This window comes from Bradyrhizobium sp. Ses1, from assembly GCF_059512365.1.
On sequence record NZ_JCAMOQ010000022.1, the window covers coordinates 25605 to 48299 of the forward strand.

Here is a 22695-nt window from a genome sequence, read left to right on the forward strand (position 1 = left end):
ACAAAGGCTATAGAGAGAGTTGGATTTGAAGAAAGTCCTGCTTCAGAATGTCAGCAATTGGTGCGCGAAGATCTGGCGCGGGATCAAGGATTCCGTCAAGCACGCCCCAATGCACTAGCCGAAAGCGAACCAAAGCTGGCAGCTCGAGGCTACGAGCGCCGTCAATTGGTCGTCTCGTGCTGCGCCGCGGCAGTATTGGTGTTTGGTGACGGCTTCGCCGTCAGCTGGTCGCTGCAAAGAAGATCAATCCTGGTGCCATACTGAAATCCGTCGAAGCGCATAGTTTCTTTTGATTTCTGCTGCGAGTAAAGGCTCTCTAAGCTTTTGCTCGCGCGCGGGGGCCGGCGTCATGTTTGTCCTGAGCGATACCGATTTCCCTGCGACAGATGAGAAAGCGCGGTTATGACCTCTGCCACCGTTTATTTCCTGAATGGTCCCAATGCGAATCTTTACGGGCTTGATAAGAATGGAACCTATGGCCGGGAGAGTTTCGTCTCCATCAAGAAGCGCTGTGAAGATCACGCGGCATCACTTGGCTTGACCGTCGATTTCCGTCAGTCAAATCACGAGGGCGTTTTGGTGGACTGGATCCAGGAGGCGAGGGAGAAGGCCGAGGGCATCGTCATCAATGCCGCCGGGCTGACTTATTCCTCCGTCCCGATCCTCGATGCCTTGCTCGCTTTCGAGGGCCCGATCATCGAGGCGCATATGAGCAATATCTGGAAGCGCGAGCCGTTTCGTCACCACTCCTACGTTTCGCGAGCGGCGACGGGCGTGATCGCGGGGCTCGGCGCGCTTGGCTATGAACTGGCATTGACGGCGGTGTCGCGCCTGATCGCCGAAAAGGCCGCCCAATGACATCCGAAGTCATGGCGTTCTACAGCGCCTTCGATGACTTCGAGACGTGGCGTGATGCGCTTGCCGCAGAGGGTATCGATCTGCGCCAGGCGGACGACATCGCAGATCCCCTCAAGGTCAGGCAGGCGCTGGTGTGGAAGCCGCCGCATGGCTTTTTCGCCCGCTACCCAAATCTCGGGCTCGTGGTCAATCTCGGCGCCGGCGTGGATGCGCTGGTCGGGCGCGATGATCTGCCGGATGTGCCGATCACCCGCCTGTCCGATCCGAAAATGGCGCGGATGATGGCCGGCTATGTGCTATTTGCCGTGACGCGTCATGCGCGCGATATCCCGGCCTTCGAGCGCGCTCAACGCGAGCATCGTTGGCGCTACATTCATCCACGCGATCCTGAGACCATCACGGTCGGCGTGCTTGGCCTCGGTGAGCTCGGGCTGACGGCGGCGTTGGAATGCGCGCGGCAGGGTTATCGGGTGCGCGGCTGGTCCAACACGCTGAAGTCGGTGGATGGCATCGAGACCTCTGCCGGCCTGGCCGCATTGCCGGACATTCTGGGCGATAGCGACATCCTGGTCTGCATGCTGCCCCAGACGCCGCAGACCCGCGGCCTTCTCGATGCCGAACGGCTGGCGCAGATGAAGCCGGGCGCCGTCTTCATCAATGTGTCGCGCGGCAGCATCGTCGATGAGCCGGCTTTGATCGACGCGCTTCGTTCGGCTCATATCGCGGAAGCGACGCTGGACGTCTTTGCTTCCGAACCATTGTCACCGGAGAGTCCTTTGTGGGCAATGGACAATGTTCTGGTGACGCCGCATCTTGCATCGGTGGCGCTGCCGCGGTCGGCTGCACGGCAGATCGGCGAGAATGTGCGCCGGCTTCGGGCCGGGCAGGAACTGCTAAGCCGTGTCGATCCCCGACGGGGCTATTGAGCCCGGCGCGAACTGGCCGCCAACGGCAAAGGCCTCGCGCGCGTACTCGGCAAATGTCTGCACCGCCGGCCGCAGCGCGTGACGCTTCAGGCGGAGCGCCATGACATGCGTCGGCGGCAGTTTCTCGGTGATTGGCACCACCGCGACGCGGCTGCCATCATAGCCGATAGTGGTGCGCGGAACGGCGTTATGGATCGAATATCCTTGGCCATGCCCGATCAGTCCGCGGATCAATTCGAATGACCGGGTCCGGAACGAGATGCGCGGTTCGATCCCCGATGCCGTGAACAGGCTGGAGAAGTAATCGCGGGAATGGGGCAGATCCAGCAGGATGAACGGTTCGTCGCACATCTCGGTCAGGCTGATCGAAGACCGGGTCGCCAAAGGATGACTGGCCGACAGGACGATATAAGGCGGCAATTCGCAGAACTTTTCGCCGATGATTTCATCGGGGACGGCAAAGGAATAGGACAGCGCCAATTCCGTCCGCCCAGAGATCAAACCGTCGATGATCTCCTGCTGGTCGCCTTCCTCTAGTTTCACCGAGATGCCTGGCTGGCGCGTGCGAAAGCCGGCCAGCAGCCCAGGCATGAAGCGCGTCGCAAGCGTCAGGAAGCTGCCGACCACGATCTCGCCATGCAGGGTACTGCCAAGCGATTGGGCACTTTTGGCAAAATCGCGAGCATGGTTGAGCAGCAGCCTCGCGTCATTCACCAGCCGCTGGCCGGCCGGTGAGAGCGTCACACCCTTCGCGAGGTGACGGATGAATATCTGGATACCGAGTTCCGCCTCCATCTGGCTCAGTGCAGCGGAGATCGAGGGCTGAGAGACGTTCAGGCGCTTGGCCGCCTCCGTCACGCTGCCCGCGTCGGCTGTCTCAACAACGTAACTCAGCGCCCGGAGCGAGAACCTCATCGCATTTTCCTATGTATCTCCAAACATAAAAATATTTTTCTTATGATAGGGCCTCCGGCACCTTGTCGTCCAGTCGAACAGGAGCCGATTAATGATCCGCACGGGTGAAGAGTACAAACAGGGCATTCGCGATGGTCGCGAGGTCTGGGTCGATGGCGAGCGCGTCGACGATGTGACCACTCATCCCGCGCTGAAGCCGATCATCGATATCAAAGCCCGCATGTACGACATGGCGCGGGAAGAGCGCTACAGCGGCGATCTGACCTATGTCGAAGGCAATGAGAAGTATTCGATCTTCTACCGGCCGCCGACGGAACAGAAGGACTGGCACGACAAGATCAAGGCTGTCGACCATGTGATGAAGGATATCGGTGGCGTCGTCACCCGCGTGGGCGACGAGACGATCGGCGAGATGTGGTCGCTCACCGACGGGCGCGACGTGCTGGCCGAGATTGATTCGCGCTTCGCCCCCAATATCGACCGGCATATCCGCGCCGTGATCGAGAAGGACATCTTCCACGTCTCGGCCAATACCGACCCGAAGGGCGATCGCTCGCTGCCGCCGCAGCAGCAGGATCCCGACCTGATGGTTCACGTGACCCGCGAGACCGATGCAGGCATCATCATTCGCGGCGCGAAATATGAAACCGCGGCCCCCTATGCCGATCAGGCCTATCTGAAGCCGACCGTCGGCGCCTGGGCGAATGAAAAGTTGTCCGACTACGCGGTGGGCTGCATCGTCAAGATGGGCGCGCCGGGCGTCAAGCATATTTGCCGCTCTGGCTTCGCCAATCGCAGCAGCGCCAAGGATTATCCGCTCTCCAACCGCTTCGACGAAGTCGAGGCGCTGGTTGTGTTCGACGACGTTCTGATCCCGTGGGAGGACGTATTCTTCTATCGTCATACCCGTGCGGCGCAGTTCGTGCGCTCGACACTGCACCGTTATTCGGCATTCCCCTATGTGCTGCGGCTGCTCTACACGGCTGACATGATGATCGGCGCGGCGATGTGGAATGCCAAGCAGACCGGTCTGGACAAACTGCAATCGGTGCGTGAGAAGCTCGCCGATCTCGTTTGCTATCGCGAAGGCATCAACGCGCATCTCACCGCCTCGATCGCTATGGCGGAGAAGAGCCCCGGCGGTCTTCTGATGCCGCAGCAATCGATGCTCTATGCCGGCCGCGTGTTTGCCTGTTCGCAGCTTCCGGCGATGATGCACATCGCCCGCGAGCTGTGCGGCGGGCAGATCTGCATCACGCCGAATGCCGATGCGTTTGAGGCCGAGGGTAGCGGTAAGTGGCTGAACAAGTTCTATTCACTCAATGAGCAGTGGCAGGCCGACGATCGCCGCAAGCTGCTCGCTTTCGCGCGCGATCTGCTGAACTCCGACTATGCCGGCCATCGCCTGACCTTCGTGCAGTTCGCGCAGGCGCCGCACTTCAATCATCTGGCGGCCGTCTACAACAGCTTCGACTTCGCCGGACCGCTCGACTTCGTGAAGAAGTCGGCGGGTTTGTCGGACCGTATCGACGGGGGACAATCGTGAGCCGCGCGTCGCACGACATCGTCGCCGTCGATGAATTTCGCGCCGCGATGCGGACGACCGCGTCGGGCGTCGCGGTGGTGACGACGGATGGTGAGGCCGGCCGGGCCGGCGTCACGGTCTCGTCGTTGTGCTCGCTATCGATGGAGCCGCCGTCGGTGGTGTTCAGCGTTCACCGCGACAATCGCGGCCTCGCTCTGCTGCTCGCCAACGGCGTGTTCGTCGCCAATGTTTTGTCCGATGCGCAGGAGCGTGTCGCCAACAGCTTCGCCGGGCTGATCCCCGAATTGCGTGACAACCGCTTTCTCGCCGGCGAATGGTCAGAACTGCTCACCGGAGCGCCAGCGCTCGATGGTGCGTTGTGCAATTTCGATTGCCGCGTGGCCAGCCTGTTCGATTTCGGCTCGCATCGCATCGTCACCGGCGAGGTGCTGAGTGTCCGCAAACAAGCTGCGCGTCCTTTGCTCTTCTGCGATCGCACATTCCGTCGTCTCGCTGCCGCCTGAGGATTTGGTTCATGACCCATCAGCGTTTCCGCAAGTTCAATACCAAAGATGCCTATCCCGAGCAGAGCCTCGACAACGATGTCTGCATGGTGGTGCGTGCCAACAACACCGTTTATGTGCGTGGCCAGACGGCGATGGATCTCGACGGCAAGATCGTTGGCATCGGCGATGCCGCTGCGCAGACTGAAAATGCCATGTTTTGCGCCAAGGTGCTGCTTGAAGAGGCAGGCTCGGGTCTGCAGGACGTGGTGAAGATCGTCATCTACATCACCGATCGCGCCTATCGCGAGCCGGTCTACCGGGTTGTCGGCAAGTGGTTGAAGGGCGTCTATCCGGTTTCGACCGGAATTATCGTTCAGGGGCTCGCCAAGCCCGAATACCTGATGGAAATCGACATCATTGCGGAAATTCCGACGTAGCACTGTGTCGATCTTCGACGCCGAAGTATAGCTACGATCATTCTGAAATCAGATCTTTCGAATGAAAGGTCAACGGAGTTTCTTGCGCTGGAAATACTTGAAAATATTGTCGAATTCGTTCGCTTGGCATGGTGTTTGCTTTTCTCTCGGGGTCATAATTCTTGTGAGGTTCCGAGATGAAGCGCGCCTTGAAGCTTACTGCATTGATGTTGCTGTCGACGCTCGCAATCGACGCGCAGGCATCCGCCCAGGAGAAGCTGGTCGTCAGCACCTGGGGTGGAAGTTTCCGCGATCTGATCGATGAGGCGATCGCGCAGAAGTTTACCGCCGAGACCGGGGTCAAGGTCGAATACATCACCGGCGGCACGATCGACCGGCTGAATCAGGCCAAGCTCGCCGCGGCCAAGCCCGAGAGCGACGTCACCTTCACGACGGCCCATGTCGGCTGGCTCTATGCCAACGACAATCTGTTCGAGAAGCTCGACATGGCGAAGATTCCGAATGCCGGCCATCTGGTCGAGCAGGCCAGGATCAGCCCGTACCACATCGGCGCCTGGGCCTATGTCTACACCATCGGCTATTTGCCTGACCGGCTACCCAAGGGCGTCAGCTTCGACAGCTGGGAAGGCCTGTGGAATCCCGCGCTCAAGGGCATGATCTCGTCGCCCGATTTCGACCCGAGCCATGTGATGGTCGTTGCGGCCAAGCTGTCGGGCGGTGATGCAGCGAATTGGGAAGTCGGCGAAGCCAAGATGAAGGCGCTGAAGCCGAACTACAAGGCATTCTACACCAATGACGCCAACAGCCAGCAGCTGTTCGCCACGGGTGAGACGCCAGTCCAGGTCGTGCTGTCGATGAATGCCTATTACATGCAGAACCAGGGCGTGCCGATCAAGCTCGTGATCCCGAAGGAGGGCGCGGTGCTCGGTGTCGACACCATGGCCATCACCAAAGGTTCGACCAAGGCGGAGCTGGCCTACAAGTTCATGAACATCGCCCTCGATCCAGAAATTCAGGCCAAGATCGCCGAACTGAAGAAGGGCAGCCCGGTGGTCGACAATGCCAAGCTCAAGCCCGAGATCGCCTCTCTGACCGGCGTTTTCTCCACGCCGGATCAGTGGGCGAAACAGACCCTGGTGATCGACGCCAAGCTGCGCGCCGAAAAGACCGGCACCTGGCGCAAGTGGTTCACCGAGAACATTATGGCTCCATAACATGGTCGTGGTCGCGATCCGGCTGATACCGCCGGATCGCGCTCCATCGCGTTGAGTTTGCCCACGTCGAGTTTGTCCATGAACACACGTCCGTTTCTGGGTTGGTTCGTTTCGCCGGCCGGCCTCGTCGCCGTGGGCCTGATCGCGGCGATGCTGGCCGTCTTTCAGTATAGCGTCCGGGCCTATATTCCCGGCTCGCTCGAGGTCGGTGGGTTCACGTTGCAGAATTTCGCGGCCATGCTGCGGCCGCTCTATGCTTTGGCATTCTGGAATACAGTGTTGTTGTGTTTCGAGACTGCGGTGTTCACGCTGATTCTGGCCTATCCGCTGGCTTATGCGCTGGTGCGCACCAATAGTTCGGCGCTGCGCTCCTTCATTCTGGTCGTATCGGTCACGCCGCTGTTTCTCGGCGAGGTGGTGCGGACCTATTCGTGGATGATCGTGCTTGGTAACAAGGGCTTTCTGAATACGCTGCTGCTCCAGCTTGGCCTGCTGGATCGTCCGATGCAGATGATGTTCACCGCTGGCGGCGTGGTCGCTGCGCTGGTCCATGTGACCATGCCGATCATGGTGATCATGCTGGCCGCAGCGCTCTCGCACATCGACCGCAACTACGAGAAGGCCGCCGAAAGTCTCGGCGCCGGTCCGGTCCGCGTTTTCCTCACCATTACCCTGCCGCTGTCGATGCCCGGAATCGTCGCTGGTTTCTCCACGGCCTTCGCGTGGACGTTCAGTGCTTTCGCGACTCCGCAACTGATCGGCGGCGGGCGTGTCAGTACGGTGTCGACGCTGATCTATCAGCTCGGCTTCTCGTCCTTCAATTTCCCCTTCGCTGCCAGTCTCTCCATCATTGGCCTCGCATTATCGCTGGCCGTGATCGCCTTGCTGAAGAAGGCCGCGAGCCCACTCGAACGTATGGCAGGCACGACATGAAGCGCTCTCCCGGCACCCTGCTGCTTCGATGGTCGGGACGCATGCTCATCGCCGCCATTCTCCTGTTCGTGCTGCTGCCAGGCATCGTAGTGGCGATTTCGGCCTTCAACGATCGTGCGATCTTGTTGTTTCCCCCGCAATCATGGTCGCTGCGTTGGTTCTGGCGCGCGTTCTCTTATCCCGATTTCGCTAAGGGCTTCTGGAATGGCTTGACGGTGACGGTGTGGGCGTCGAGCATCGCGCTGGTGGTCGGCTCGGCCTTCGCCTTCGCCATTCACCGCTACAAATTCAGACTCAGAAATCTTCTCGAAGGCATTTTGCTGTCGCCGCTGATCATCCCGCACTACACAATCGGCCTCGGCGTTCTCATCCTCGCCTCGCAGACCAATCTCGGGCGCGGCTTTCCACTCGTCATCTTCGCCCATGTGGTCATGGTGCTGCCGTTCGTGATGCGCAGCACTTACATCTCGCTGCAGAATCTCGACATCCGGCTCGAACTGGCGGCGTCCAGCCTTGGCGCCACGCCGCTGCGGATCCTGTTCACCGTGACGATCCCGCTTTTGATTCCGGGCTTGCTCAGCGGCTGGCTATTCGCAGCAATTCTATCGTTCAACGAATTCACGGCTACTCTGTTCGTCAGCAGCCAGGCCACGCAGACGCTGCCGGTCGCCATGTACAATTACGTCCGCGAATTCGCGGATCCCACACTGGCCGCCCTGTCGGTCATCTACATCGTCGTGACCGCGACCTTGCTCACGATCGCCAATTCCTTCCTGGGCCTCGGAAAAATCCTGAATGTTGATGCGCACTAATCAGATGGCTGCCAATACGTCAGTCGCCGGAAACGACAAAATCCGTCCGGCCGTGCAGCTCGACGGCGTCACCAAGCGCTTCGGCGATTCCATCGCGTTGCATGAGGCCTGGCTGAAGATCGGGTCGAGCGAGTTCATGACCTTGCTGGGACCGTCGGGTTGCGGAAAGACCACGCTGCTCAATCTTGTTGCGGGCTTCCTCGAAGCGGACAGCGGCGAGATCTTTATTGAAGACGCGCTGGTCACCGAAACGCCGGCGCACATGCGCGAGATCGGCATCGTGTTTCAAAATTATGCGCTGTTTCCGCATATGAGCGTCGCGATGAACGTCGCTTATGGACTGAAGACCCGCGGCGTCGACAAGAAGGAGATGGCGCGCCGTGTCGACGAAGCGCTGGCGCTGGTCAAGCTCTCGGGTTTCTCAGACCGCAAGCCCTGGCAATTGTCGGGCGGTCAGCAGCAGCGTGTTGCGCTCGCGCGTGCGCTCGTGATCAGGCCGAAGGTGTTGCTGCTGGATGAGCCGTTCTCGGCGCTCGACAAGAATCTGCGTGGTTCCATGCAGGTCGAGCTCAAGCAGATTCAGCGTGAGCTCGGCGTCACCACGATCTTTGTTACCCATGACCAGGGCGAGGCCCTGTCGATGTCGGATCGCATCGCGGTGATGTCGGCCGGACGCATCCGCCAGATCGCCGCGCCTGACGATATCTATCGTCGTCCCGCCGATCGCTTCGTCGCGTCCTTCGTGGGTGATGCCAACGTACTCAACGGTCGGCTCGTCGAGCGGAACGGCGATGCCGCGGTGGTCTCGATTGGTGCTGTGCGCGCGAGCGTTCCTGCAGCATCACTTGCTGAAGTATCGATTGGCGGTTCCGTAGATGTCTTCGTACGGCCGGAACACCTTTCCGTGACGTCGCGAGGGGCATCGGGATCGCTGCCTGGTACTGTGACGACGCAGGTGTTCCAGGGCGGCCATGTCGATCTCTATATCGACGCGCCAGGTAGCGCGCGCGCTCATATTTTGCTGCGGTCGCCGGGTATTGCGGCGCTGTCGTCCTGTCCGGTCGGAGCCGAGGTCGGATTGTCGATCGGCTCCGACGACATCGTGGCGTTTCCGCCGGGCGAGGCGCCGTGAGGCGTCTGCGTCTAGAACGACGGCGCCGCGCCCGGATTCTTCGCGCGTGCGACATAGTCTTTCTGCTGCGGTCGATAGCGCTCCCACAACGCGCGCAACTCGCCGATCGGCGCGTCGTGCCAGTCGATACGCAGGTCGACGACCGGCCAGTCGAAGAGGTGAGCGACATGCAGACCCGCCGCATGCTCGTCGTCAGTCTCACCGCCGGCGCCGAGGCCGGCTTCCAGCGCCGACATCAACCGCTCCGCCAGTGGCTGGCCAGCGGTCGCCTCGAACCGCGCAATCATCGTGCTGGGCACCTTGTCGTCGGCGAGCAGATTGCCGAGCGCGAGGCAGCCAGCGCCTTCGGCAACTGCCGCCGTGGCCAATGCTTGAGCGCCGGAATGCCAGGCCACCTGACCGTAACGATCGATCACGCCGACCTGTCGCCATGCTGGCTGCGGTGTGCCGAGCGTGAGGCTGTTGAGGACGGCAGCGGCACCGAGGCCCTGACGCAGCAGCGCAAGACCGGTCGGGCCGAGCGCCGGGTCGGTCACATTCTGCGACACCACGAGGCCCAGAGGCCCGACCCACGCGCAGCGCGCCGGCACCGCGATACTGGACGACGTGATGGCGATGCCGAATGCGCCGGTCTCCGGACAACGCGCCGAGATAGAATAGGTCATCGTGATGCTCCCGTATTCGTAAAAGTAATGGTAGTATAGATGATCGAAAAGATAGCTCAAATACTTTGCGAGCTAATCAGTATTGAAAGTATAAGCTCGAATTCCAATCTCGATATCATCAATTATATCGAGCGGATACTTACGTCATCGGACGTGCCGGCGTGTCGCGTGCCGTCGCCTGACGGACGCAAGGCGTCGCTGCTCGCGACCATTGGTCCGGCGGACCGAGCCGGTGTCGTTCTGTCGGCACATACGGACGTTGTGCCGGTGGAGGGGCAGGCCTGGACCGTGCCGCCATTTGCCGGAGTCATCCGTGATCAGCGCGTCTATGGTCGCGGCGCGACTGACATGAAGGGCTTTCTGGCTGTCGTTCTCTCCGCCGTGCCGCGTCTCAAGGCGGCGGCTCAGGCCGTTCCGGTGCATCTGGCGTTTTCCTATGACGAGGAAGTCGGATGCCGCGGCGCGCCGGATCTGGTACGGGCGCTGATGCAGTCCGTCGCGCCGCCGGTGCTCGCCATCGTCGGAGAGCCGACCGCGATGCGCGTCGTTCGCGCGCACAAGGGCAAGGTGGCGCGTCGCTTGACGGTGATCGGGCGCACCGGCCACTCGGCGATGCCGCATCGCGCGGCCAATGCCGTCGATTCCGCGGTGGCGATCGCTCATGCGTTGCGCGGTTTCGCCGATCAGGAGATCGCACGCGGCGGCGATGCGGCCTTCGACCCGCCATTCACCACCATTCATGTCGGATCGCTGCATGGCGGCAGCATGGTTAATCTCGTGCCGGAACGTGCCACGCTGGAATATGAGATCCGTACCATGCCGGGCCGTGACACCGGCGAAATCCTTGCACGGATCGATGAGTTGGTTGCGCGCGAGCGTGATCGACTTCGTGACAGCGCGCCAGAGGCCGACATCATCTCCGAAGAACTGTCGGCCTATCCCGGCCTGGATACCAGCGCCGATGCGCCTGCTGCACGTCTGGTTGCGCGACTTGCAAGCGATACGCGTCCCGCAACGACAGTGGCATTCGGCACCGAGGCTGGCCTCTACGCGGAAGCGGGCATCCCGACGCTGGTTTGCGGACCCGGCGATATGGCGCGCGGGCACAAGGCCGACGAATGGATCGGTTTTGATGAACTCGCAGCGGCGGGCGCGATGATCGACAGGCTGGCCGTTCTGCTAGGCCGGCCGCGTGCAGACTGGATGCGGGAATGAACAACGGAGTTTTGACAATGACGTCCACCATGCAGGCCATCATCGCAACGCAGGCGGGTGGTCCCGACGTGCTGATCCAGGTCGCGCGACCCGTGCCCGTGCCCGCTGCCGGCGAAATCCTGATCGAGGTTGCCGCAGCCGGCGTCAATCGCCCCGATCTGATGCAGCGAAGCGGCGCCGTCCCGTTGCCGGCAGGTGTCACCGATGTGCTCGGGCTCGAAGTTGCAGGGCGCGTTGTCGATGGCGATGCCGGCTTGCGCGGTCAGGCGGTTATGGCACTGGTCAAGGGCGGCGGTTATGCGCGCTATTGCCTTGCCAAGGCATCGCATTGTCTCGCTGTGCCCGAGGGCCTGACGATGGAAGAGGCGGCAGCCCTGCCCGAGGCGCTCTTCACCGTCTGGCACAATCTGTTCGAGCGCGGCCGGCTGTCGAAGGGGGAGGCCGTACTGGTGCACGGCGGCGCCAGCGGCGTCGGTACGATTGCGATACGCATGGCCATCGCGCGCGGCGCCACGGCCATCGCGACGGTCGGCAGCGACGCCAAGAAGAAGGCAGTCGAAGCGCTGGGCGCCACCGCGATCAATTATCGTACCGACGATTTCGTTTCCGCAGCGCGCGGTGTCACCGGCGAGCGCGGCGTCGATGTCGTGCTCGATATCGTGGGCGGTTCTTACGTTGCACGTAATCTCGACGTGCTGGCGCCGGGCGGACGCCATGTCAGCCTGTCCTTCATGCAGGGTGGCGTTGTTCCGATTGATCTTGGGCTGGTGATGCGGAAGGGGTTGTATCTGACATCGTCGACGCTGCGACCGAAGTCGGACGAGGAGAAGACGGCGATCGCCGCCGTGCTCCGCGCCGAGGTGCTGCCGATGGTCGCGTCTGGCTTGGTGAGGCCGCTGATCTGGCGGCAATTGCCGCTCAGTGAGGCCGCACAAGCCCATCGCATTCTCGAAGCCAACGAGAACATCGGCAAGGTGTTGCTTTTGCCGACGGGAGACGGTCATGAGTGATGCCATCGAACTGCTTTATGCGCCGACATCGCCCTATGTCCGCAAGGTCATGGCCTGCGCGATCGAACTCGGCATTGCTGATCGCATCGTGCGGTTGCCAAGCGCCGCGCATCCGTTGAAGCGCGATGAGCGGATCGCCATTTTCAATCCGCTCGCCAAGGTCCCGGCCGCAAAACTGGCGGACGGAACGCTGCTATTCGACAGCCGGGTGATCTGCGAGTATCTCGATGACCTCGGAAATGGCTCGTTGTTTCCGCGCGGGCCGCAACGTTGGCAGGTCCTCACCGAACAGGCCCTCGGTGACGGCCTCCTCGATGCCGCTCTGCTGACCCGCTACGAGAACACCTGCAGAAGTGATGAGCATCGATCGGCTGACTGGATAGACGGCCAGATGACCAAGATCGCCGCAGCACTCGACCAGATGGAAAACACGGTCGCTGAATTCGGCGCACGCATCAGCATCGGCAGCCTCACCATCGCCTGTGCGCTTGGCTATCTGGATTTCCGGTTCGCGTCATTCGACTGGCGCACAACGCGGCCGGCGCTGGCCGTTTGGTTCGAAACCATGTCGCTGCGTCCGTCTTTGCGAGACACGTTTCCAGCGGATGGATGATTGAGACCTTCGTCGGGAGCATGCCTCCGCATGCTTCATCGAGCCGTACAAGGCATGATACCGGAGCTATAGAAAATGGCGATGACCAAACCCTCTCTCAAATTGACACATGACGGCGCGCTCAAGGCGTTGGCTGGTGCCATAGCCAAAGCGGAAGAGCTTAACGCACCGCAGAACATTTCGATCGTCGATGACGGCGGCAACCTGCTGGCATTTGTCCGGATGGATGGCGCCAAACTGCTGTCCCGGGAGACCTCGATGTCCAAGGCCATCACCGCGGCTTCGCATCGTCAACCGACGTCGCGACTCGATCCGGCCAATGAGATCAAGCTTGCCATTGCAGGTAGGGGCCGACTCACCAACCTCGAAGGTGGACTGCCAATCATTATAGGAGGCCAATGTGTCGGTGCGGTCGGCGTGGGGTCTGGCACCGGTGCACAAGACGTCGAAGTAGCCCGCGCCGCATTGGCGGCGATCGGAGCGGAGGATCAGAAGCCATGAAACCGTGCGAGATGAACCAGGTTCTGCCTCGCTCAGGGTAATAACAAAACCTAGTCACCTGAATGTTTTCGATACGGTCAGGCCGGACGCCTTGATCCTGTTGCTGCGCTGGTCGGCAAAGGCAGCGACGGGATATCGACCATATTCGCTGATTATGGTCCGTTTTCATTCGCGCTCGTTGCGTTTTGGCGTCGTTGTTTCTTGTACGAAACTGGTGCGACCCGTGGACATTCGTCACAAAGGTCGTGGATGAGCGTTGAAGGGTTTCCGCCATTGCAGGAGAAGCGGAAGTGACCTGTTCAAGCTGTTTTTGCTCTATAGCGAATGACGAATCCTGCTAGAGCCCGAACGGAGGTCACGCCGGCAGGCCTGCCAGCCGCAGGCCGGTTTCGAACTGGACGAGATGCTCCGGCCGCCGGATCGGAAGCCAGTCTGTGAGGCGGGTGGCACGAAACGTGGGATCCAGCTTCCGCAAATGTTCGACCGCGATGTGCGCCTGCTCGGTCCGACCAGCGAGCGCGTGACTTGCAGCGATGATGGCCGCGGCCATCAAAAAGCTGGGCAATTGCCTGAAGGATTGTTCGGCCCAGGATGCGGCCATGTCAAACCGCCCTGCAAATAAATGAGATAGGGCCATGCCTGCCTGCATCCGGAACATCTCCGGATCCAGCGGGCTGAAACGCATCGCGCGCGTAAAGAACTCGATTGCAGCATCGGGGTCACCGCGCTCCGCTCTGAGAAAGCCTCCCAGGAACCAGGCCGACGCCAGATTCGGATTGAGCACCAGCGCCTTGTCGACCAGCGTGATCGCGCCCTCCACGTCGCCAGCGAGATGGGCAAGGGCATGTCCGCCCCTGGTGAGCGCGACAGCGTCGTCCTTGCCCAATTCCACCGCAAGGCGGGCCAGTCGAACGCCTTCCGCGATTTCCTGTGCCCGGTCGGTCATCCAGCCATTTATCTTTCGCCAGAAATGACACCAGGCCGCCATTGCGTGGGCAGAGGCAAACTCCGGATCGAGCTGCATGGCCTTGTAGAACAGCGGCAGGGCCTCCTTGATTGCCTCCCGCGTTCCCCGATGCAAATGAGGCATGGCACGCAAATAGTTGTCGTAGGCACTGAGGCTGCCGGTCGGCTTCCGCCTCGCGCGATCGATCTCCGCCCGCTCGAGCTGCGAGGCGATCGCTCCGACGATGCTGGTTGCGATCTGATCCTGAAGTTCAAAGATGTCGTCAAGCGTCCCTTCGAATCTCTCGGCCCAAAGATGGGTGCCTGTCGCCGCATCCACGAGCTGGCCCGTGATACGAATCCGGTTTTCGGACTGGCGCACGCTGCCTTCGACGACGTAACGCACGCCGAGCTCGCGTCCCACCTGCTTCTCGTCTACCGTCTTGTCTTTGTAGGTGAAGCTCGAGTTACGGGCGATCACGAACAGCCAGCGAATGCGCGATAAGGCGGTGATGATGTCCTCGACGATGCCATCGGCAAAATAGTCCTGCTCGACGTCGCCACTGAGGTTCCGAAATGGCAGGACCGCGATCGATGGGGAATCCGGCAGGGTCAGAATGGGTCCGAGCCTTTCGCCTGCGTTACTTGAGTCCATGACCAAAGCGTTCGCGGGCAATTTTTCTTCGGCAATCTTGCCGACGAAGCGGATGCCCCTGCGTGCAACCGTCCGGATCAGGCGCTGCTCCTTGCCGGTGTCGCCGATCGCCTTGCGCACCGCATTGATGTGGCTCGTCAGCGTCGACTCGGAGACGATCCGTCCTTCCCACACGGCCTGCAGCAGATCGTCTCTTGTTACGACCTGATCCCGGTTCTGGACCAGAAAGAGCAGCAGATCGAACACCTTCGGTCCAATGGCTATGAGCTCGGAGCCTCGCTTGAGTTCGCGGCGGTCGGGGTCCAGGCAATAGTCTTCAAACGAGAACAGCACTTCCGCGCTCCCCTTGGACAAGAAGCCAAGCAAAATTCAACCGCAATTCAAGACGCCTACAAGGCCTTTCCGGCCGTAGGGGCGCATTCTCATCAGGAGCAGGGCCATTGGTGGCCACCAAATCGAGGAGCGTCATGAAGATTGTTGTTGTTGGCGGCACCGGCCTCATCGGAACGAAGCTTGCGAGCAAGCTGCGTCGGAAGGGCCACGAAGTGATTCCAGCAGCTCTCGGCAGGGGCGTCAACACGATAACGAGCGAGGGCCTCGATAATGCACTTTCCGGCGCTGAAATTGTCGTCGACGTCGCGAACTCTCCCTCGTTCGAGGACGACGCGGTTCTGAGTTTCTTCGAAACTTCGGGTCGCAATTTGCTCGCGGCTGAGGCTGCCGCCGGCGTGCGTCTCCATGTCGGGCTGTCCATTGTCGGGGCAGACCGGCTTCCGGAATGCGGTTACTTCCGTGCCAAGCTAGCGCAAGAAAATCTGATCAGAGCTTCGAAAATTCCCTACACGATCCTGCGCGCGACGCAGTTCTTCGAGTTGGTGGGCGCGGTCGTCGATTCCTCCACGGATGGACAAATCGTCAGGCTGTCGCCCGCTTTGTTTCAGCCCGTGGCATCGGACGACGTTGCCGATGCGCTGGCCGACGTCACGCTCGCAGCTCCAATTAACGGCATAGTCGAACTGGCCGGTCCGGAGCGATTCAGCCTCGATGAATTCGGCCGGCGTTACCTGACGGCGACGAAGGACCGCCGCAAGGTCGTCGCCGACATCCACGCCCGCTATTTCGGCGCGGAACTAAACGATCGGTCTCTTATGCCGGGCAACAACCCCTGGCTCGGCTCGGTGCGTTTCGAGGACTGGTTGAGAAGGCTTAGCCAGTGAGAAGAACGAGCGACGAACGCTCTTCACGTGCCTACATCATGCGAGCATGAAATCATGAGCAAGCCTATCTTGCGCGATCCCTCGCAGGAGGATCCGCCGGTCGAATCTGAGGCGCGCCAGGGCACCCAGCCCACCGCCGACCGGCATTCTGCCGATGCGGAAATGGCGCGTGTTCTCAACACGGCTCCGCTCCGTATGGCGTTGGACCCCTCCGGTGGCGGGATCGCCCACTGGAAACACGAACCACTGCACGACGTCGTCCAGCCCATGACCGATCACGTCATCATGGCTTACAACGGCTCGATTCAACGCATGGAGCGGCGGTCAGGAAGATCGGCTACGATTGGAACGTTTCGTCCTGGGGTTGTGATAATCATTCCGGCCGGATCAAGCTCCCGGTGGGATATTCCGAAACCTGTCGATGTCGTTCAGCTCTATCTTCCGCACACAACGCTCGATCGCGTTGCACGCGAAGCCGATACTGCCACATCGGTCGATCTTCTGGAGCGAACGGCGCATCCCGACCCGATTACATCCCGATTGCTCTTGAGCGCGGCCGACGTCCTGGAGGGCAATGGGGCTCTGGATAGGTTGTTCAGGCATCAACTGACAGACCTCCTGGCCACGCGCATCCTGGTCGCGCACACCGGCTCGCCAAACACGTTCCGGCCAACCTTGGGTGGGCTTTCGCCGAAGGTCCTGCTCCGTGCCATCGAACGCTTGCGCTCGGACAGCGATGCCGACGTCTCACTGGCTGCACTGGCTGCAGATGCCGGCCTGTCGCGCTTTCACTTCTGCCGTGCCTTCAAGGAAAGCACCGGACTTTCACCTCACGCCTGGCTGCGCCAACACCGGCTCGAGCAGGCAATGAACATGCTTCGCGACACCGACGCGTCGATCGTCTCGGTCGCAGCGGCACTTGGCTACGCCTCTCAAACAGCCTTCGCGGTGGCGTTCAGGCGTTTGACCGGCGAAACTCCGAGCAATTGGAGACGGCGCGCGCGTTAGCAGCAATTCCTCTGCAATTACCTCAATCGCTCGGGGGCGGCTGCACACCTCCTTCGGTAAATCGGCATGTGCACGACCCCTGCCGACCTCGTCAACGCTGAGTTGCTCTCGTTCATCGCGTCCTAGCGTCTCCGGTTTCTTGCGTCGGAAAAACTCAAACCACAGGAGTAGGTCACATGCGACTTGTCATCATAGGCGCCGGCTTCGCCGGCATGTACGCAGCGCTTTCCGCTGCCCGGCTGCGCGACATCAGGGGCGCTTCACCTGAAGAACTCGAGATCGCGCTGATCGCGCCGGACCCGAGGCTGGTCATTCGCCCGCGACTTTACGAGCCGAAGCCAGAGACGCTGACCGCGCCTCTGCTGGAGGTCCTCGAAGCCATCGATGTCGTTTACGTGCAAGGCAGCGCAGAGACGGTCGACACCAAGTCTCGCACGGTGGAAATCGCCACCGCAAAAGGTGCGAAGAAGAACCTCTCTTATGATCGGCTGGTCGTCGCCACCGGCAGCCGGCTGTTCCGTCCGAATATTCCGGGCCTTGCCGAACACGGCTTCAGCGTCGACCAACTCGACGATGCGATGGCCCTCGACCGGCATCTGCACAGTCTGGCCGATCGGCCGGCAAAGAACGGGCGCGACACTGTCGTCGTCGCCGGCGGCGGGTTCACCGGCATTGAGGCGGCAACGGAGATGCCTGCGCGGCTTCGCGCGATTCTCGGCAAAGATGCCAGGCCGCGCGTCATCATCGTCGATAGGAACAGCGCAATCGCTCCCGACATGGGCGAAGGCCCTCGGCCGCTCATAGAGGAGGCATTGCGCAAACTCGGCGTGGAGGGTCGGTTCGGCGTCGGCGTCGCCGAGTTGGACAAATCCGGGGTCACGCTTTCGAACGGCGAACGCATCGAATGCGGGACCGTGATCTGGGCTGCCGGCATGCGTGCGGCTCCATTGACCACGCAGATCCCCGCCGAGCGCGACAATTTCGGCCGGCTGCTGGTCGACCGCGATCTGCGCGTGCTGTCGGTGCCCGGTGTCTTCGCCACCGGCGATGCCGCTCGCGCAGCGTGCGACGATGTCGGCAACTATGCGCTGATGTCGTGCCAGCACGCTACGCGGATGGGCGCCTTTGCGGGCAACAATGCCGCCGCTGAACTCTTGGGAGTTCCGGCTATGCCGTACCACCAGAAGGCATACGTCACCTGTCTCGACCTCGGAGAAGCCGGCGCGCTCTTCACGCGCGGCTGGGACCGCAAGGTCGAGATGGTTGGCGACGAGGCAAAGAAGACCAAGCGGGAGATCAACACCGTCTGGATCTATCCGCCGCGCGCCGAGCGCGCCGCTGCTCTGGCGTCGGCTGACCCCGAGCGTGTCACCGATCTCTGAACACCCAACCAGCATTGAAGCGCTTCCCGCGCGGGAAGCGTGGCCCGCCCAGGATCGAGCACCAAGATCGAACGCAGGAGATGAATCAGATGATCCACAACACTCAGCAGGAGACAAACATGAGCCTAGATATTACCGCACACCCCGTTAGATCGAAGCCCGACGAATTGGTTCCGTCGCGCTACGCGCTGAAGGTCGGCGAGATTGACGTGCTGGTGGTCAGCGATGGGGTACTACCGCTGCCCACCAAAATGTTAGGACACAACGCCGACCCGGCCATCCGGGCGGCCTGGCTGAACAACATGTTCCTGCCGCCGGACGCTTTCGACTGGGCGCTGAACGCGGTCGTGGTGCGTAGCGGCGGTCGGACCATCCTCATCGATGCTGGACTAGGGGGCGACCCGGACTTGCACTTGCCGCGGGCCGGGCAGTTGGTCAAGCGACTGGACGCCGCCGGCATCGATCTCGCGTCCGTGACCGACGTGGTGCTGACCCACATGCATATGGATCACGTTGGCGGGCTGCTCGTCGAGGGCGTGAAGGAGAGGCTGCGTCCGGACCTGCAGATTCACGTGGCTGCCGCCGAGGTCAAATTCTGGGAGTCACCCGATTTCTCCCACACCGCCATGCCGCCGGGGTTCCCGGACGCGCTTCGGTCGGCGGCCAAGCGGTTCGTCAACCAGTACCACAACCATCTGCGTCAGTTCGATGAGGAGCACGAGGTGGCTCCGGGCGTGGTCGTCCGCCGCACCGGCGGCCACACCCCCGGGCACAGCGTGGTCCGCCTGGCGTCCGGCGGCGACGCCCTGACGTTCGCCGGCGACGCCGTGTTCGCGGTCGGTTTCGACCAGCCCGACTGGCACAACGGCTTCGAACACGACCCCGAGGAGGCGGCGCGCGTTCGGGTCCGTCTTTTGCGGGAGCTGGCTGCGACCGGCGAGATGCTGGTGGCCACTCACCTGCCATTCCCGTCTGTCGGTCGGGTCGCGGTGGACGGCGACGCGTTTCGTTGGGTACCGGTTTTCTGGGACTACTGACCGCTTGTTGGCTTAAATCCGAACTAGGGCGCGTGCTCATAACGTAAAGAGTTCACGCCCTAGTTTGCGCGCTGCTGATTGCGGTCCCCGACCTAATTTACTTCCCGTTCCGATCACGGGCCGATAGTTCAGTCGGAGTGGGGCGGAACGCAGTGAACCGCGCCTTGTGGGTGAGCCTCAGCGATCGCTTCAAAGTTGTCACGCCGGACGTCCCAGCGGACCTCACGGTGCGCGCTGCCCTTACCCGTGCAACAGAAACAGACGAGATTGCAGCGGGCATTTCGGTCGCAACCTCGATAGGGGCAAGTTTTGTGGATACGGGCACCTGATGGCGTTGCGACCAATCCAGCAAGATCTCGACATAAATCTGCATCCGCCGAGACAATCCGACACGAATTGTTCTACGCGAGCAAAGCTCTCGTTCTAACGGAGTATCTGCCAGCCGTCGCCGAAGCGGGAGTCCGGCTTACAAAAGAGCGCAGGGTGCAGAATGATAGCTATTACCGAACGCAGGCGCATGAGGATCGCTACCATCGCGGCATTGCCGCCACGGGAAACGTCGTTGTCAGGCGCGAGATACTAATCAGCTCGGAAGTCGGCGGTTTGGCCGTCACCGAAGTGAGGATCGGCTCAGGGGCAGTCGACAACGTTGAAGTCGTACAGGGATTGGATGCCGGCGATCGCATCGTGACCCAGGGCGCCGGCTTTCTGAACGACGGCGACGTAGTGAACGTCAAAACCGCGACCGTTAGAAATGGTGCCGTGCGATGAAAAAGCGCCTACGATGCCGCCATCGATGCTGCCGACGAAATTGGTCTGGCTGTCGTCGCGACGACATTCGCGATCATCGTGGTTTTCGCGCCCGTTGGACTGATGCCGGGCATTCCGGGCCAATTCTTCAAGGCCTTCTCGGTAGCAGCAAGCGTTCGAGGCCTCGATTGGCCGACACCTGTTGACGGTTCCCGGCGTTCCGATACGTCTCGGGGAGGATGGATCATCCGGCGCGAGGATCCAGCTATCGTTGTTGAGCGACGATCCCGTAGCGCTGGCAGACGCGGCGAGGCAATTGGCCCAGGACATGCGTGCTACGCCCGGATTTCATCGCGCGAGGGTGACAAGCAGCGTCCCGAGACCCGAGCTGCAGATCGTGCCCAAAGGGGATAAGGCGGCGGTTCTTGGGGTCTCCACGGCGACACTCGGCCAGACAAATACCCGTCCGTGTGTTGTTGAACGAAAATGCGCGCACCGATCGTTCTCGCCTGTCGCTTCTTCAGGTGCCGGCCTTCGAGAAGTCGGTGCCGTTATCGTCGGTTGCCGACATCATCTTCGGTTCGGGCCTGGTCCAGATCGAGCGGACGGATCGCACGCGAAGCGAGACGGTAGAGGCGGAATTGAGCGGGCTCACCGTTGGGGAAGCCGAACGTTTGGTAGCGAACTTGCCGTCGATCAGGGGACTGCCAACAGGGGTCGTTTACAGGCCGGCAGGGGACTCCGAGCGCATGCAGGAGTTGTTTAATGGCTTCAAGCTTGCGGTGAGTTCGGCAATCGTCCTGCTCTTCGTCGTTCTTGCCCTCCTTTTCAACGGCTTCGTTCAGCCTGTCACCATCCTGACAGCTCTCCCTCTGTCCATTGGTGGCGCGCTCGGCCTACTGCTTCTGACACGAACGTCGATATCGATGCCGGTGCTGATCGGCATCCTGATGCTGATGGGAATCGCGGCGAAGAATTCGATCCTCCTGGTCGAGTACGCGATCGTCGCCCGGCGCGACAGCGGTCTGGATCGTGTGCAGGCCCTCTTGGATGCAGCTCGCAAACGAGCCCGGCCGATCGTGATGACAACGATCGCGATGAGCGCTGGCATGGGGCCGATGCAGAACGGCGCGCACCTATGGCAATTGCTGTGATCGGAGGGCTATTCAGCTCAACAGTTCTCAGTCGGGTGTACGTCCCTGCCTTTTTTACGATCATGGACGATCTGCAACACTGGATCACGAAACGCGTCGGAGCAAGCAAAATGAAAATGGCTTGATGGTCGGATGATCTGATCTCGACGCAACGACGAAGGATAAAGATCATGTTTAGGCGTGGGATACTCATCTTGTGGATTATGGGATGGCCACTCTTGACCGCAGTCGTAGCCATGACGCCGGCTTCCGCGCAGCAGGGATTCGATAATCTGGCCGGCTCATGGATCACGGCATTGCTGGCCGTTCGCACAAAAACGCCAATCGTTTGCGATGGAATCGCCGGGGGCGTGGGTTTCACAAGTCTCGATTGATCTTCTTCGAGATACCCGATGAATCGCCTGAGGTCCGACAGGCACGCCCTGCTGCGTCGTGAGCGTCGGCACATCGCGCTCCGCAATCTGGTGTGTTTCGCCGCCCCGGCCGCGCCGGATACTGGCATCTGCCACGCGGGCGCTGGTGAGTTTGTTGGGTTCGGTGGGGCTAGCCATGACGCCTCGCAGTTCTGTCCAGGGGAAAGCGCGGAAACAGGGTTGTCTGCCGGTTCAAACGCCGCGCGCCGAAGAACGATCAGTTCGCGGCGGAAAAAAAGTTCCGCGAGGTCGGTGCGGCTATAACCCAGGTTAAGTGAGTGCGACCGCATCAGCGCGGATCGACCTGACATGAGCCATAAGAACTTCGCATCGCACGCTGCGTTGTCCAGTCCAATCATGGCACCGCGCAGCGGGGACGTTCCGTGGGCAAGATCGTGCTTGCGGTTGACTGAGTTTCTATTCCCTCGGTCGCAGCGAGCGCGATCGGCGCGGAAGAACCAATTGGCAACCGGAGGTTTTCGCCAATAGCCTGACGCGAAAGTCTGGGATGTTCGTCAGGTCGAACGAGGAAAGGAGGCACCAATGATCGCCAGCCATACCAGGAACAAGGAAAGCGAAGCGCACACCACCATCGATCACGAACTGATCCGCGATTGGGTGGAAGAACGCGGCGGCCATCCGGCAACGGTCAAGGTCACCGAACAGCACGGCGCTGCCGGAATCCTGCGCATCGACTTCGCGCCGAAGGATGAGGCACTTGACGAGATTGGTTGGGACGAGTTCTTCCGCAAGTTCGATGCGTCTGAACTGGCGTTCCTTTACCAGGATGTGACCAGGGAAGGTAGGCCGAGTCGGTTCCACAAGTTCGTGCGCCGATCGCCTGGCAGTAGCTAAGAACGGATCCGGTAGGC

23 protein-coding genes and 1 pseudogene are annotated in these 22695 nt (G+C 61.1%); 21 read left to right on the forward strand and 3 right to left on the reverse strand.

Annotated features, from left to right (window positions below; translation table 11 throughout):
• Positions 1–402 precede the first annotated feature (402 nt).
• Both AC5ZG5_RS23905 and AC5ZG5_RS23910 read left to right on the forward strand, forming a co-directional pair.
• Positions 403–858, forward strand: coding sequence for a type II 3-dehydroquinate dehydratase (locus AC5ZG5_RS23905; RefSeq protein WP_130224074.1), 456 nt, complete (start codon positions 403–405; stop codon positions 856–858).
• Positions 855–1784, forward strand: coding sequence for a 2-hydroxyacid dehydrogenase (locus AC5ZG5_RS23910; protein ID WP_456642169.1), 930 nt, complete (start codon positions 855–857; stop codon positions 1782–1784). The genes AC5ZG5_RS23905 and AC5ZG5_RS23910 overlap by 4 nt, the downstream gene beginning before the upstream one ends.
• Here AC5ZG5_RS23910 and AC5ZG5_RS23915 read toward each other — a convergent pair.
• Complete coding sequence (locus AC5ZG5_RS23915; protein ID WP_456642168.1) at positions 1752–2699, reverse strand: LysR family transcriptional regulator; 948 nt, start codon at positions 2697–2699, stop codon at positions 1752–1754. The genes AC5ZG5_RS23910 and AC5ZG5_RS23915 overlap by 33 nt on opposite strands.
• Positions 2700–2790: 91 nt before the next feature.
• Here AC5ZG5_RS23915 and AC5ZG5_RS23920 point away from each other — a divergent pair, with 91 nt between their 5' ends.
• The 7 genes from AC5ZG5_RS23920 (at position 2791) to AC5ZG5_RS23950 (ending at position 9258) form a co-directional block, all read left to right on the forward strand.
• Complete coding sequence (locus AC5ZG5_RS23920; RefSeq protein ID WP_456642167.1) at positions 2791–4245, forward strand: 4-hydroxyphenylacetate 3-hydroxylase family protein; 1455 nt, start codon at positions 2791–2793, stop codon at positions 4243–4245.
• Complete coding sequence (locus AC5ZG5_RS23925; protein ID WP_456642166.1) at positions 4242–4748, forward strand: flavin reductase family protein; 507 nt, start codon at positions 4242–4244, stop codon at positions 4746–4748. Before AC5ZG5_RS23920 ends, AC5ZG5_RS23925 begins: the two co-directional genes overlap by 4 nt.
• 11 nt (positions 4749–4759) lie before the next feature.
• Positions 4760–5167, forward strand: a complete 408-nt coding sequence (locus AC5ZG5_RS23930; RefSeq protein ID WP_130224081.1) for a RidA family protein — start codon at positions 4760–4762, stop codon at positions 5165–5167.
• A gap of 176 nt (positions 5168–5343) precedes the next feature.
• Complete coding sequence (locus tag AC5ZG5_RS23935) at positions 5344–6381, forward strand: ABC transporter substrate-binding protein (RefSeq protein WP_456642165.1); 1038 nt, start codon at positions 5344–5346, stop codon at positions 6379–6381.
• Positions 6382–6459: 78 nt separating this feature from the next.
• Positions 6460–7314 (forward strand): ABC transporter permease, encoded by an 855-nt coding sequence (locus AC5ZG5_RS23940; protein WP_028162282.1) that lies wholly within the window; start codon positions 6460–6462, stop codon positions 7312–7314.
• Positions 7311–8126 carry an ABC transporter permease gene (locus tag AC5ZG5_RS23945; protein WP_456642164.1) on the forward strand — a complete coding sequence of 272 codons (816 nt, stop codon included), beginning with the start codon at positions 7311–7313 and terminating at the stop codon, positions 8124–8126. The genes AC5ZG5_RS23940 and AC5ZG5_RS23945 overlap by 4 nt, the downstream gene beginning before the upstream one ends.
• Positions 8110–9258, forward strand: a complete 1149-nt coding sequence (locus AC5ZG5_RS23950; RefSeq protein WP_456642163.1) for an ABC transporter ATP-binding protein — start codon at positions 8110–8112, stop codon at positions 9256–9258. The genes AC5ZG5_RS23945 and AC5ZG5_RS23950 overlap by 17 nt, the downstream gene beginning before the upstream one ends.
• Before the next feature lie 11 nt (positions 9259–9269).
• Here AC5ZG5_RS23950 and AC5ZG5_RS23955 read toward each other — a convergent pair whose 3' ends face one another.
• Entirely contained in the window at positions 9270–9923 is a 654-nt protein-coding gene (locus AC5ZG5_RS23955) for a DUF1028 domain-containing protein (RefSeq protein ID WP_456642162.1), read from the reverse strand.
• 39 nt (positions 9924–9962) lie between these two features.
• Here AC5ZG5_RS23955 and argE point away from each other — a divergent pair, with 39 nt between their 5' ends.
• The 4 genes from argE (at position 9963) to AC5ZG5_RS23975 (ending at position 13262) form a co-directional block, all read left to right on the forward strand.
• On the forward strand, positions 9963–11138 hold the full coding sequence (gene argE / locus AC5ZG5_RS23960) for an acetylornithine deacetylase (protein WP_130224093.1): 1176 nt from the start codon (positions 9963–9965) through the stop codon (positions 11136–11138).
• 17 nt (positions 11139–11155) lie between these two features.
• Complete coding sequence (locus AC5ZG5_RS23965) at positions 11156–12148, forward strand: NAD(P)H-quinone oxidoreductase (RefSeq protein WP_456642161.1); 993 nt, start codon at positions 11156–11158, stop codon at positions 12146–12148.
• Between the two features lie 4 nt (positions 12149–12152).
• Positions 12153–12761, forward strand: a complete 609-nt coding sequence (locus tag AC5ZG5_RS23970) for a glutathione S-transferase family protein (RefSeq protein ID WP_456642199.1) — start codon at positions 12153–12155, stop codon at positions 12759–12761.
• 75 nt (positions 12762–12836) lie between these two features.
• On the forward strand, positions 12837–13262 hold the full coding sequence (locus AC5ZG5_RS23975) for a GlcG/HbpS family heme-binding protein (protein ID WP_456642160.1): 426 nt from the start codon (positions 12837–12839) through the stop codon (positions 13260–13262).
• A 355-nt stretch (positions 13263–13617) separates the two neighbouring features.
• Here the strand turns inward: AC5ZG5_RS23975 and AC5ZG5_RS23980 are convergent, their stop codons facing one another.
• A complete protein-coding gene (locus tag AC5ZG5_RS23980) occupies positions 13618–15195 on the reverse strand; it encodes a winged helix-turn-helix domain-containing tetratricopeptide repeat protein (RefSeq protein WP_456642159.1) in 1578 nt (525 codons plus the stop codon).
• A 134-nt stretch (positions 15196–15329) separates the two neighbouring features.
• Here AC5ZG5_RS23980 and AC5ZG5_RS23985 point away from each other — a divergent pair, with 134 nt between their 5' ends.
• From AC5ZG5_RS23985 to AC5ZG5_RS24020, 8 genes and pseudogenes are all read left to right on the forward strand, one after another.
• The gene (locus tag AC5ZG5_RS23985) at positions 15330–16079 is read left to right on the forward strand and encodes an SDR family oxidoreductase (RefSeq protein ID WP_456642158.1); all 750 of its coding nucleotides are present in this window, start codon (positions 15330–15332) and stop codon (positions 16077–16079) included.
• A 54-nt stretch (positions 16080–16133) separates the two neighbouring features.
• The gene (locus AC5ZG5_RS23990) at positions 16134–17087 is read left to right on the forward strand and encodes a helix-turn-helix transcriptional regulator (RefSeq protein WP_456642157.1); all 954 of its coding nucleotides are present in this window, start codon (positions 16134–16136) and stop codon (positions 17085–17087) included.
• 176 nt (positions 17088–17263) lie between these two features.
• Entirely contained in the window at positions 17264–18469 is a 1206-nt protein-coding gene (locus tag AC5ZG5_RS23995; protein WP_456642156.1) for an NAD(P)/FAD-dependent oxidoreductase, read from the forward strand.
• Between the two features lie 80 nt (positions 18470–18549).
• Entirely contained in the window at positions 18550–19506 is a 957-nt protein-coding gene (locus AC5ZG5_RS24000) for an MBL fold metallo-hydrolase (protein ID WP_130225734.1), read from the forward strand.
• A gap of 152 nt (positions 19507–19658) precedes the next feature.
• Positions 19659–19835 carry a DUF3313 family protein gene (locus AC5ZG5_RS24005; protein WP_456671170.1) on the forward strand — a complete coding sequence of 59 codons (177 nt, stop codon included), beginning with the start codon at positions 19659–19661 and terminating at the stop codon, positions 19833–19835.
• 442 nt (positions 19836–20277) lie between these two features.
• Positions 20278–20433, forward strand: a pseudogene (locus AC5ZG5_RS24010) (efflux RND transporter permease subunit); the annotation flags it as partial.
• Between the two features lie 293 nt (positions 20434–20726).
• On the forward strand, positions 20727–21410 hold the full coding sequence (locus AC5ZG5_RS24015; protein WP_456642154.1) for an efflux RND transporter permease subunit: 684 nt from the start codon (positions 20727–20729) through the stop codon (positions 21408–21410).
• A gap of 956 nt (positions 21411–22366) precedes the next feature.
• Positions 22367–22678 carry a hypothetical protein gene (locus AC5ZG5_RS24020; protein ID WP_456642153.1) on the forward strand — a complete coding sequence of 104 codons (312 nt, stop codon included), beginning with the start codon at positions 22367–22369 and terminating at the stop codon, positions 22676–22678.
• Positions 22679–22695 lie beyond the last annotated feature (17 nt).